This window comes from Achromobacter sp. 1012554356, from assembly GCF_059760815.1.
This window is the reverse complement of sequence record NZ_JCBANC010000099.1, coordinates 1-12,824: the sequence shown is the minus strand read 5'-3', so window position 1 is coordinate 12,824 and position 12,824 is coordinate 1. Positions and strand designations below refer to the sequence as shown.

Here is a 12,824-nt window from a genome sequence, read left to right as displayed (position 1 = left end):
GGGCCGCGGCCTTGCTCACCGTCGTCTCATGCTCAATGGCGCGCGGCCATCAGGGTAAGCACATCGCTCAGCGATCGCACGGACTCAGCGGAATTTGCCGTCGCTGCGTGCCGGTCCAGGTGATAGCCGTGCATGCCGAATCGCCGAGGCCCGATCATGTCGGCCTCGATGGTGTCACCGATCATCAGGACTTCATCGGGCTGGCACGCAATGCCATCGCAGAGATATTGGTAGATCTCGGCCTGCGGTTTGACGGCGCCGGCCTCATACGACCATGCGCAGAAGTCCGGTTGGAAGGGCAGCAGGTCCAGCACCGGCGGCCCATACGGCGCCGCCAGGTTCGAGCAAAGCGCGACCTTGATGCCGCGCTCCCTCAATGCAAGCAGCGTCGGCGTGGCATCAGCGAAAAGCGTGATCGACTGGATCTCTTCGCGCAGTTCGTCTTCAAGCGCGTTCAACGCTGCGTCGCTGACCGCGCCGCCAAACAGGCTGGCGGTTTGCCTCAGGTCGATCGCGTTGCTCATCGCACGAATGCCGTCGTCGCGCTGGCGCGGGCGGCCCGCCTCGTGCAGCAGCCTGACCAGCTTGCGAAACGGTCGGGTCGGCCGTTCTATGTTGACCAAGGTTCCAAATACGTCAAATGCCACGGCCTTGATTGCCATTGAACCTCCCGCGCCAATGAAGATTTCCGGTGGTTGGCCGGATGTCCAACCTGTCTGCGACGGAATTCTAGCGGCAAAACTTGCGGCAGCTTGATGGATTCCTTGGCTTTCGGGCGAGCAGGGAGGAAGGAGCTCCGGGTGTGGGGCTACTCGTCGCGCCCGATCGTGACGAATATGCCGTGGGCTTCGTTCAATCGGGGACCGGCGGGCAGGATCAGTACCGACACGTCATCGGGTAGATGGGACGCTAGTGCCGTGAGGCGTTCGCTGACGACGCTCTCCAACGAATCGCGGCGTGCCTCTGCGGACACCGCAAGGCTTAACCCAACCTTGTTCCAGGCTTCCCAGGATTCCGGCGCTTGCCGGTACGCCAACGTCGTCCATTCCGATGGGTTGATGATGGTTCCATCCGCCAGGCGTGGGGGCGCATCACTCCACGTTTCGAGCTTCTCGCGTGTGGCGCCGGTATAGATCCACGAGTGGGGCGGGCGGATTCCCTTGGTGGACTGGGCGGAAGTATCCAGTTTGGAGGCCAGTGCTTCCAATGCCTGATCCGTGGAAAGCTTGGCTTCTTGAAGCCGGGTGAGATCGATCGTGAGCCAAAGCTGGATGGGTTCCGGCATATTGCTCCAAATCTGGGTGATGTATAGGTTATCGCCAATACCACGACTGATCGTGTCTGCCACGAGTTGTTGCAGTTCGGGCTTGCTGAGTCGGGGGCTGGCCACCAACAGGTAGAGATCCGCGCTGGGAACGGCGCCCCACACGAGGGCCGGCGGCTGGACGGCTGACGGCGTAGCCTGCGCAGCACTTGCAGGCAAGCAGACGCATAAGGCCAATGCGGAAAGCCAACTGAAGCCTGTGGGCCACAAGCGGTAAATCCAGGTCATCAGTGGCACAAGTTCTCAGCTAATAAAAGTTCTGGTAAACCCACATGTGATGGTCACAAGCAGGGGTTCGACGGACATGATCATTGTGTCGGCACCGGTTTGGCGAAGCGCCATCTCGCGCTCCTGACGGATCTGACGGTAGACGATCCGTGGATTATCCCAGACGAGAAAAAGCCGCAGAGCGTGAGCTGTGCGGGTTTCAAGTACGACCTGACATCAATCCAAACAGGCTTCTGGAACGCGGGACCGGAATCGCACCCGCACGCCTTGCGCTCATATTGTGCAGACGGCCGGGGACAGGTTTACTCCGGCGAATGCGCCGCCGCCGGACCGGCCGGCGGCGCGTGTGCTGATTAACGCCGGCGCGCGGTCAGCCAGTCGATCGGCTGCAGGGCGTGATCGACGATCCGGACTTCACCGACGCTGCCGAAGAAGCCATCGGCCCGCGCGCCATCCCACGACCCGGCGCCGACGATCCACGGCATGTTGGCTGCCAGCGCCGCCAGTCCGCGAGCGCCCGAGGTGTTGCGCAGGACCGGCGCGCCTTCCACGTACAGGATCGTTTCGTGCGTCGTGTCATCGTTCACCACGGCGACGTGCATCCACTTGTCGGGGATGATTTCGCCCGACCAGTTCGCCTTGGGACCACGCGTTCCCGTGTCGTCCGGCACCACTTCCCACTGGATCTCGCGCAGGCTCGACACCGCGAACAGCAGCGGCGGGGACTCGGGGTCTCCGCCAGAGAAGCCGGCCAGATCGCCGCGCTTGCCGTCGCGCGTCATGATGTTCATCCACGCGTGCTTGGACGCTACCCAGTCGCGGTCGATCTTGATGAACGCTTCCACGGTGTAACCATTGGGCGAGGTCTGACCATTGATGATGGCCGCCGCATCCGTCGTGAAGTAGCTCATGCGAGCCGTGTTCTTGTCGGTGTTCAGGAAGCGCACCGAGCCGGGGGCGGCCGACAGGTAGTGGTGATCGTCGGACCAGACTACGTCGCCCAGCTGCGCACCGGCCACGCCATCAACGTTCAGCGGGGCGCGGCGCATCGGATTCAACCCGGTACGGTCGGCGATCACTTCGCCCACCGGCACGGCCTGCCCATTGGCGCCGCCAAAGAAGCGCCAGTGCGCCAGCGTGCCCGACACCTGCGGATAATCGTCCGCATCGGCGGCAGGCTTTTGCTCGGTGGCGACCGGGTCCGTGTAGTTCGCCAGGATCAACGCGCGCGCCTGGTCGATCAGCGCGGTGTGCGACGGCGTAGCTGCCTTGAATTCCTTGTTGAACCCGCCAAAACGCTTCGCAAAATCCATCTTGATGGTGAACTGCTCGTTCGCGCCGGTCAGGATGGCCTGGTCGAACGTGTTGAGCGTGTTCTTCGGCTTTTGCGGCACCCACGGCGAGAACGACAGCACACGAATCTCGTTGTTGCTGAGGTCGAATTCATACAGACGCATCAGGCCGTTGCCGCCCTGATAGGCCATCTGATAGTCCACCACCATTTCCTCGACGGCGTTGCCGAACGCATTGGTCTTGGTCAGATGCGCGGCGCCGTGATAGTGGCCGTTCAGCGTCATGAAGATCTGATCGTTGTCGCGGATCAGCTTGTCCCACAGCATCAGGCCGTAGGGCACTTCCAGCGGCGTGACGCCGTCCTTGTCGATGTTCAGCAACTGGTGGTTGACCAGAATCACCGGCAGCGTCGGGTTCGCGCGAATGACCTGATTGGCCCACGTCAGCGCGTCATCCGAAATGCGCCACGACAGCGACAGGACCATGATCTTCTGGCCCTCGGCTTCGAACACGTGATACTCGTGAAAGCCGCTGGGATCACGGCCGCCAAACGTGGCCTGATTCTTCGCGCGATCGGCGCTGAAGGTTTTCAGATAAGGCTCGTTGGCCAGATTGCGCTGCGCGTCCGTGGCGCTGCCCTGGCTGCTGGCGTCGACGTAGTCGCGATCCAGAATCACATCGTGATTGCCGGCCAGGATCGAGTACGGCACCTTGGCGTCTTCCAGAATCGCCATGGCCGCGTCGGCCACCTTCCACTGATCGGGCTTGCCTTGCTGATCGACGACGTCGCCCAGATGGATCAGGAACGGAATGCCCAGCGACTTGGAGTGATCGGCCACCCACTGCGTCTGCGCCTTGAACGGCTCGCTGCCGTACTTGCGCATGAATTGCTGATTCTCGTCGTCGGTCGCGTAGCGGGAGTAGAACTGCGTGTCTGGCAGCACCGCCACGGCGAAGCTGGAGATGTTGACAGGCTGGGGTTGCGGTTCGGGTTGGGGCTGCGGTTGCGTACCGGGCGTTTCGGGTGCGGCGGTGTCATCGTCGTCGTCGCTGGAGCAGGCGGACAGCAGGAGCGATCCGCCTACGGGCAGAAGCGTCGCGCCAAAGCCGGCCTTGAGCAGGCTGCGACGGCGCGGATCCGCCTCCGTCGGCAATGCCGCGAGTTTGTTGGCAACCTCAAGTTTGCCGTCATGCTTGTCGTTCGCCATCTGTGCTGCCCTTTGGAAAAAGCGGGAAGCTTAGGTAGGGCGGATGACGAGATGATGAATGTTGGCGGGGGATTTGTTTAATTGGTTTGGGGCGTGCGGGCTCTTGTCGATACCACTGTTTAGAGGCTGACGCGCGACTGAAAACAATCATGGTTGTCTGGTCACCAGGACCAAGTCCGACGAGAAACTGGAGGGCAAGTTCACTGCGGCTTCTTTAAAGCTCAGTGTGGATTTTGGCGCGGTGTTGGCATGCGCCACGTCGGCTTAGCGATATACGCGACCGTGGCTCTGACCCAAACGGCGAGCAAAACTCAGCTGGCAGCTAGGGGGCTACTTTCGTGGAGAACAACGCTTTGAAGGGGAATTTGCAGAGATAAGCGCTTTTGCAGCGCCACACGCATGGAATTCGTGGTGCCCGGGGCCGGAATCGAACCGGCACGCCTTGCGGCGGGGGATTTTGAGTCGGTGATTTACAGTGTTTGTACAGGGAAATGGGGCGAATTCTAGCGTAGGTTGAAATAGATAAATCTAGTTTTAAATCAGTAGGTTAGAGTATTTTAGCTGAGTGGGTAGAAACTGATCGCTGTACCTGTACTGTACCGAAAATAGCTACAGTGTTTTTGAGCAGGAAGAGCACTTGTGGCGAGCAAGATCGATTTGAGCTTTTCAAGGCTGAAGATGTCTTATCACGTCGCCACTCAGCGGGCGATTCGCTTGATGTATCTGGCCAGAAGCCCGATTAGTCATTAAAAAATTCTGTGACCGACGCCTTACCTTTAATTTCCCCGCCAAAATACTCCGTGACGACATCAGCAAAAAGGTCGGCTACCTCTTGAGGATTAAATGTGTGCGGATGCTGAAAAAGAACTGCATCATGCATTGGTACTTTCAATTCAATGTCACTCACAAGACTTAGTTTCAGCAATGCCTTTTTAAATATAAGCGAAGCTGTCCCTTGCACTACTTGGCTGACCGCAGATCGTTTTTCCTTCTCCGTTAGCTCGGCGGAACTAGCTCTAGACAAATAGTTTCCAAAAGTAGTTCCGACTCGGCCATTGGTTTGAAATTCCGACCAAATTTCCGATTTCCATTGTTCAAATCGTGAGAATTGATTAAAAAAATTCTTTGCGGCCTCTCGTTCAGCACCAAAACCCACTGCAGCGTCAATGAGGCTCTTTCTTTTCATGCCGTATGCATAGGAAAGAAAAAGACGTTTGGCAGCTTTTCTCCTATCGGTATCAGCAAATATTTTCTCGGCAGCGAGAGCATATAAATCGCCACTTGAAAATAGCTCGAGCATATGCTTGTCTTGGGACAGGGCCCCCATAATTCCAGCTTCGAACTGACCGAAGTCAACATAGGAAAGTGCCATTCCTTCGTCTGGTGAGATGATATTTCTGTGTCGCTTCGAAAGATTCTGAAGCGAGGGGTCCTTGTAATAAATTCTTGATGTGACGGACCCGAAAGCATCAACTATTGGAAAGATTCTCTTTTGACTCAGGGGGATGGCGTTCAGAACCATCCTACTCGCGGCGATCTTCTTGAGTTCTAGTAATTTCTCAGAGAAACCGTCCGGCATTGGCACAAAATTGAGGACATACTCAATACCAACGCCGGAGAACTCGAACCCTCTGGGGGCCAAGTAATCTATAACTTCGTCATCAGAGGGGACTTCAAGGGGCAATTTGTATTCTGCTGAGAATTCCTTTAAAGCCATGTAGTAGGCATGTTCGATATTCTGTTTGTGCTCGCGCAGCATCTCTGTATTTATAGCTATTCCTTTTGCCACCGATCGAAGGAGGTAATCGGCAATCGGCCTTTCTAGCATGGAATAGCGCTCCCACTCATTCGCAGCTTTCGCCTGCGCCTCGACATCATCCGATAAGCGTAAAAGGGCGCGTCCTACGGATGAAAAAACTTCAATATCGAACGCTGCATTTTTGAATAGAATATTACGGTATCTGCCGATCATTTCCTCTGTTATATATTCGCGTGCCAGTAGCTCTGAACCCACGTCCTTTCTGTCACGATTTTCCCGATCCTCTCTATTTCCAGATGTTGAAATTCTGAGTTCTTCGACATCAGTAACTACCCTGGGAAGTCGCTTCGTCTTCTTATAAATTGCAGGGGCGATTAGCCAGTAGTCATGGCAGATTAGTTCCCTTTCCTCGGCAACTACCGCTTCCGCCGATACTTCCGCTGTCGAGTCCTCAGATATAAGATAGAATCTTTCAGCATCTCGATCAGTAAAGTCGTGGACGAATAGTAAAGAAATCTTATTAGTCATATGGGTTTAGCTCGTCGTACAGCTTTAGCATGGGAGTGCGTTCGCGCTCAACAAGGGGAACGTCCTCCTGAAAATGACTTCGTGCTCGAGCAACAGTACCTTTGAGTTTAGGTCCTAGATGAGCTACCACCGGCTTAATTAAATTTCGATCCGATTCGCTTGTTGCCAATAGATAGTTCCGCTGGTGATAGTAAGGCCAAGTGGATCGAAAACTAGTAGCGATTCCCTCCAGGAAGGAGACTTCTCCCACACAACGAAGGTAGATAAATATCGCTGCGACTTCAGGGCAAAGAATGTCATTCTCAATTCGCCGCTTTGCTAAGGCAAAAAGGTGAGCTGTTTTGTGCTTTCCACGGGCTAGGATTAGCCACAGATGATAGTTTTGCCAGGAATGGATAGATCGCTCGTGATCACACAGGAACTGTTCTATTTTTCCCAAATCCTCTGGAGAAAGGCCTAAGATGCTAAGCAGTCGGCAATACTGATCTGTGGAAACAGCGTGGTCTTCTAAAGAATCAATTAAGAGCGATTTAAGTTGAGCGGCGATTTCGTCTCGTACATCAAATATTCCAGCTTCGACTATGCGGATTAGCCGGTTGACGGCAAATCGAAACTGGCGAGACTGAGTCTGTTTGGAGTCAATGCATTCTCGCAACAGTTGAAATATGTATTTGGTCGACCTAATGATCACCCGTCTGCTTCTCGACCGCCACATGCTGTCAATAGTAAGGGAACGATCGTCAGAACCTGGAAAGAATTCGCTTATGTCAGCTGTGGAAGATTCTGCAGTTAATATTTTTGTTTTCGCAGAGTTTATATTCATGCCGACCGTGCGCAGTTGTCCAATGAGAATCGTTGCGGCGTGGCGTGCTGAGCGTGGGGTGTTGCAAATTATTCTTATGTCGTCCACATAGCGGTAGTAGTCAAAGCCTTGGCGAACCATCTCCTGATCAACAGAATTTAGGACAACATTGGCAACGAAAGACGAGGCGTCACGGTTTTGTGGCAGTCCATGCCTCTCGCTATAGCCCCAGTGGATCATTAATTCGCAAAGTGTATTGATTGAATTTCTAATAAGAACTTTTTCAGGGCCAGAGGCTGTTATCTGAGGGATCAGTCCCTCGAATGCCGTTCGAATGCTATCGGTCGTTATATTCTCAAAATAGTTTATCAAGTCGGTCGCAAACAACGCTTGACTATTTTTTAAGGCTGTTTTTGTCACGCCCTCGAATGTTTGCCAAAGTTCTATCCGCCCTTTAAAAAGGTCTTTTTCTGATCGTTTTCTGTTGTCGTAGCGATGACCCAGCACGCGAGGTGAAAGTAAGGGGTCATAGAACGGCATTAAGTATGAGCAGAGCGCTTGATAGATAAATCTATCGTAGAAGTCAGTTTCAAGCGCGTACCGGACTCCAAGGCCTTTCTTGGGAATGTCGCAAACATTCCGTTTAGATGCGCTATAGCGTCCATTTCCTTCGAGTAGAACTTCATGGAGTACGTCCTGTAACGCCTGCTTGCTTGCGAACAAGTCACGATGCTGTAGAGCATCCTCGAACCAGTCGTCTCGCATATCTCTATGCAGGTGCTTTAGCACAGTAGGTACGTCGATGGGGAACGCAAGTATCTCGACACGCTCCATAGGGGCTGTGTCACGCTTTCCGATATGTTCCCTGTCTTGTGACAGTGCCAGTTCTTGATGCCGAATGTCAGAAGTAACGCTGCTATTTGGTGACATCAATGCTTGCCTCAAAATCGTGCACAGAACGAATGTATAGTGGGCTTGAAGCGACCATTTACCACAGATGGTCCGCTATTCGTTCTAGGCGGAAAGCAATCGGATTGAAGCGGTTCTCCAAAAGGCGAAAATTTACCTATTTCCACGATGGTCTCCTTGTTTAGGCCTCTATTGGTCTTATGCGGCTTCACGTTTTTGTGATGCAAAAACCGGCGACAGCCTATCCTGCACTAGTCCCCAAACCCTAAATTCCTTCGTCATGACGAAGACTTTGGGAGCGTTAACGCGTCAGCGCGCGGCTGCACAAACTCTTGCAGGCTGATCTGACCATCGATGAAACGCTGGGCATGGGCCTCATCGGCTTCACTGAGTGAGAAACCTTCTAGACCGACGGAGGCCCGCGCGTAGTTAACAGCCGATTGGCGTCGACAGCGTTCGGTCTCTGATATGGTTTTGTGGGGCTGTAACCCGCATTTACCTTCGCCAGCCATGGTGTCTCCTTGCTGTAGGTAACTTGATTTTACAAGAGGTACGAGTATTTTGGTTTAGGTACACGCAACCTCCAGGGCGGTACGCTGAAATTGACTCTCCACCCTCGCCGGCGGGAGCCTCGGGAGCAGGGGTTGCGGGCCTTTGGCCCGGAACTCCTGCCCCCGGGCATAGCGTGGGGCGCTCCTGCCGCGTCAAGGGGCCGTGTCCTCGCCCTGTGGGCTGCGGGCCGCACCAACCCCTTGACCCGTCATCCGCTTGACAGCACCGCTACTGACGCCGTTTGGGCCGGAAGAGGCGTCAAGGGCGGGACCGGAAGCCGCAGCCCGGAGCGCAGCGCAGGGAACGGGTGAGGATACCGGGCGTAGCCTTCACCCTTGATGCCTCTGGAAGCCATGTAGCCTGTCGGCGGGGGGAGGAACAAGGCGAAGCCGCTGGGCCTGCCCCCGCGGTCAGTCCGGCAAGAACGGACGCGGGATGCAACCGAAGGGGTTGCCCAAGCGTAGCGCGGAGATATGTGCGGGCATAAATGAAAAGGCCTCGCTGATGGCGAGGCCGATGCGGACGCAACATGCACATCACTTACCGTTGACGGAGCCGCCCGTTGCCGGTCCCCAGTTCTTGCCCATGTTCTGCAAGACGTGTTGCCGATAGGCTGGGTTCCACATGGTGTTGCCTGCAATCATGTGGTTGGTTCGGCCAGCAGTAACCATCATGCCCGACTGCATATCGCGGCGAGTCGTCTTAGGATTCACCACGTTGCCAATACCCTGCGCCATGCTCCTGAATGTCACAGCGTGAAAGGCGATGCCGCCAGCCAGTCTCGCCCCTAAGCCACTCGTTTTTCTCTGCGCGAAGAAGATGATCAAGGCAAGAACGATGATCTGCACAAACGAACTGATGGGATTGTCCGTGGTCGCACTTATTACCCTGTCGAACAGCGCCTTGAATAGCGCCACACCGACCGACACGACAACCATTGTGATGGCAATTTCAAGGATGTAGGCCAGTGTCTGCTCAAACCATTTGTCGAACTATTTCGCGGTGACTGGAAACATTAGCGCCGCGATAAACAGTGGTCCGAGACCAAGCATATTCCTAAATGAGCTTTGCCATGATGAGGGTCGCGACCGCAGGACCGTCCGCCCCGGTTAAACTTCTCTGTTTCTAATAGGCATATATAGGCACAAACTGTCATGTCGGGCAAACTGGAAGATCTCGTTGAATACTTCTTTGGTGACCCCAGCGTTCAGCGTCTGGTGACGTCCTCGGCATCATGCAACCCATTGCGCATTTGTTATCCCAAAGAGGTCAATGTCTCGCGCTTCATCGCTTGGCTACTTGATCCTTCGGAGGGCCACGGGCTCGGTGATCACACTATCAGGTCATTGTTGGTTCGGGCTTGGTACGAGAGCAAGGACGCAACAATTCCCTTGCCTACTCGGCGGTTCTTAGCGCCGTCCAATGTTCTGACCGAGGGGTTCTCTGCCTCCCTTGTGACGACGGAGGTGGCGCTCGAAGGTCGTTCGTTGGATGTACTGGTGATTGATGATGCAGGGCGCAACTATATCGCTATCGAGAACAAGTTCGGTGCTCAACAGTCAAGTTCTCAACTTTCCCACTATCGGAAGCATCTCGAGAAGCTCTTTCCGGACTTCACTGGCGTGCACATATTTTTGGATTCGCGCATCGCTTCTCCTGATGACCCTGCATGGATTTCAATTGGCTATGACTGGCTTAGCGAATTCCTGATGGAAGCGGAGCAGCGCGAGTCTATCGCTCCTCATGTCCGCGAAGCGCTCGCGCAATTCCGAAGCGTGATCGAGGATGAACCGAAGGACGCGATGATCAAAAGTGCTTACGGCCGCCTGGTTACGGACGTGGCGTGCAAGCACCCGGATATTCTCGGGTTGATGCGGGAATGGTCGGCGAGTAGCTCGAAGGGTATGCGCGCGCGTGATCTTGCTCAGTTGATGCAGGGGAGGTCGACCTTGGAAGGCAGAGCGACGCTCCGGCTTTTTCAGCTGTATTGGAGCCGTACCCGCGTGTGGGACGATTGCATCCGTCAAGTACAGTTCGGGCCTTTTGTCTCTAGGCTACAAGGCAGATTCGATGATCTTCTCGTGCTTCCGAAAATTGTCCGCAGCGGCTTTTCGCTCGAGCGGTGGGAGTCTCTGATCGACCGGCAGGAACTCGATAAATGGTTCCCCCCGGCTGGCATAACCGTGACACAAACAGGCGAATCGTTCAGAGTCGTCACCTTCGTTAACCTAAGCAGTGTGCGAGCCGAGAAGAAGGATGTGTTACGAGAAATCGCAGGGAAAGCTAAGTTGTCCGATGGTGGTAATGGAAACTTGGACCACGAACAGTCTTTCGTCAGGTTGCGTGTGCGAAGAGACCTGACGCTCGAGCGGGCCGTTGATGAGTCGCTATCTGAGATGGCAAAACTCGATGAGAGACTGGCGACAGTCCACTAAAGGCGGGCATATTGTCGTTCGATGACTCGCATACACGACAGGGAGCCCAGAAATGCGGGCTTCGGTACACCCCAGGGGGATTTATGGAACTCGTTGGGAAATTTTTCTAGCGCTAATTCGCTGATATAAAAGCGAATTTGTTGGCTATGGGCCTTGATGGGAAGGCCAGATGGTGCCCGGGGCCGGAATCGAACCGGCACGCCTTGCGGCGGGGGATTTTGAGTCCCCTGCGTCTACCAATTTCACCACCCGGGCTAGGGGGTCGCGAGCGCGTCCAGATGACGGCTGCGGGAGATGCGAAGACCGCGATTATATGCGGTCTTTCTCATCTTGTCAGGTGACGGCCGGGCGAACCTGCCGTCCAAGGGGGCGGGCCGGGGCAGATCAACCCCGACCGCACCCCGACAATCCTCACTTTTTTTCAGGCAGGAACCAGTTCATCACCAGCGCGCAAATCCCGCCGGTGGCGACACCCGATTCCAGCACGCTCTTCACCGAGTGCGGCAGGTGCGACAGAATCTCCGGCACCTGCGATACGCCCAATCCCAGCGCCAGAGACACGGCGATGATCAGCAAAGCCCGGCGATCCAGCTGGATGCCCGCCAGGATATTGATCCCGGAAGCGGCCACCGCGCCAAACATCACCATCGCAGCGCCGCCCAGAACGGGTTCGGGCACGGCTTGCAGGACACCGGCCACAACCGGGAAAAGGCCCAGCAGAATCAGCATGCCGGCAATCCACACGCCCACATGGCGGCTGGCGATGCCAGTCAATTGAATGACGCCGTTGTTCTGCGCAAACACGGAACTCGGGAACGTGTTGAACACGCCAGCCAGCAGCGAATTCGCGCCGTTGACCAGCACGCCGCCCTTGATGCGCTGCATCCAGAGCGGACCTTCAACCGGCTGCTTGGACACCTTGCTGGTGGCGGTGACGTCGCCGATCGCTTCCAGGGACGTGACCAGGTAGATGATCAGCATCGGCACAAACAAGGCCCACGAGAAGCCCAGGCCGAAGTGCAGGGGAACCGGCACCTGAAAGAGGGCGGCTTCGCGGGCGCCGGTGAAGTCCAGACGGCCCATGTAGGCGGCGGCGATGTAGCCGACGGCCAGCGCCAGCACCAGGGCAGTGCTGCGGATCCAGACGACCGGCACGCGGTTGAGCAGGATGATGGTGCCCAGGACGAGGCCGGACAGAGTCAGGTTCTCGGCGCTGGCGAAGGTGCCGTTTGCCATGGCGCCGAAGCCGCCGCCCATGCTGATGAGGCCCACCTTGATGAGCGTCAGGCCGATCAGCAACACGACGATGCCGGTGACGAGCGGGGTGATGAGGCGTTTGACGAAGGGCAGGATGCGGCTGATGCCCATTTCAACGAAGGATCCGGCGATGACGACGCCGAAGATGGCGGCCATGACGGCTTCGACCGGGGTGCCTTGCTTGACCATGACCGAGCCGCCGGCGATCAGCGGGCCGACGAAGTTGAAGCTGGTGCCCTGCACGATGAGCAAACCCGCGCCCAGGGGGCCGAAGCGCTTGCACTGGACGTAGGTTGCGATGCCGGAGATCACCAGCGACATGGAGACGATCAGGGTGGTGTCGCGGCTGCTGACGCCCAGGGCCTGGCAGATGAGCAGGCCGGGGGTGACGATGGGGACCAGGATGGCCAGCAGGTGCTGCAAGGCGGCGACGAATGCGACGGGGGGCGCGGGGCGGTCGTCGGGGCCGTAGACCAGGTCGTGACTGGTGTCGGCGTCATCGGACGTGCCGTGGGGAGCGGGTTGGGTC

At 56.2% G+C, this 12,824-nt stretch carries 9 protein-coding genes and 1 tRNA gene; 1 reads left to right on the top strand and 9 read right to left on the bottom strand.

All coding sequences use genetic code 11. The annotated features are described in order from the left end of the window. Positions 1-32: 32 nt before the first annotated feature. From AC6LJW_RS28720 to AC6LJW_RS28690, 7 genes are all read right to left on the bottom strand, one after another. A complete protein-coding gene (locus tag AC6LJW_RS28720; RefSeq protein ID WP_498088903.1) occupies positions 33-662 on the bottom strand; it encodes an HAD family hydrolase in 630 nt (209 codons plus the stop codon). Positions 663-808: 146 nt separating this feature from the next. Beyond that, positions 809-1,552, bottom strand: coding sequence for a hypothetical protein (locus AC6LJW_RS28715; RefSeq protein WP_498088902.1), 744 nt, complete (start codon positions 1,550-1,552; stop codon positions 809-811). A 353-nt stretch (positions 1,553-1,905) separates the two neighbouring features. Continuing rightward, entirely contained in the window at positions 1,906-4,053 is a 2,148-nt protein-coding gene (locus AC6LJW_RS28710; protein ID WP_498088901.1) for a LamG-like jellyroll fold domain-containing protein, read from the bottom strand. 739 nt (positions 4,054-4,792) lie between these two features. Next, a complete protein-coding gene (locus tag AC6LJW_RS28705; RefSeq protein WP_498088900.1) occupies positions 4,793-6,340 on the bottom strand; it encodes a DNA polymerase in 1,548 nt (515 codons plus the stop codon). Beyond that, complete coding sequence (locus AC6LJW_RS28700) at positions 6,333-8,072, bottom strand: RNA-directed DNA polymerase (protein ID WP_498088899.1); 1,740 nt, start codon at positions 8,070-8,072, stop codon at positions 6,333-6,335. Before AC6LJW_RS28700 ends, AC6LJW_RS28705 begins: the two co-directional genes overlap by 8 nt. 257 nt (positions 8,073-8,329) lie before the next feature. Beyond that, the gene (locus AC6LJW_RS28695; RefSeq protein ID WP_171662983.1) at positions 8,330-8,563 is read right to left on the bottom strand and encodes an antitoxin VbhA family protein; all 234 of its coding nucleotides are present in this window, start codon (positions 8,561-8,563) and stop codon (positions 8,330-8,332) included. 576 nt (positions 8,564-9,139) lie between these two features. Next, the gene (locus AC6LJW_RS28690; protein ID WP_498088898.1) at positions 9,140-9,541 is read right to left on the bottom strand and encodes a hypothetical protein; all 402 of its coding nucleotides are present in this window, start codon (positions 9,539-9,541) and stop codon (positions 9,140-9,142) included. A gap of 216 nt (positions 9,542-9,757) precedes the next feature. On the opposite strand from AC6LJW_RS28690, the gene AC6LJW_RS28685 reads away from it, so the two are divergent. After that, positions 9,758-11,038, top strand: coding sequence for a PDDEXK-like family protein (locus AC6LJW_RS28685; protein ID WP_498088897.1), 1,281 nt, complete (start codon positions 9,758-9,760; stop codon positions 11,036-11,038). Between the two features lie 170 nt (positions 11,039-11,208). Here the strand turns inward: AC6LJW_RS28685 and AC6LJW_RS28680 are convergent. Together AC6LJW_RS28680 and AC6LJW_RS28675 are read right to left on the bottom strand one after the other, a co-directional pair. Then, positions 11,209-11,293 (bottom strand) — tRNA-Leu (locus tag AC6LJW_RS28680). Between the two features lie 156 nt (positions 11,294-11,449). Beyond that, a partial coding sequence (locus AC6LJW_RS28675; protein ID WP_498088896.1) for a uracil-xanthine permease family protein occupies positions 11,450-12,824 on the bottom strand: 1,375 nt, incomplete at its 5' end.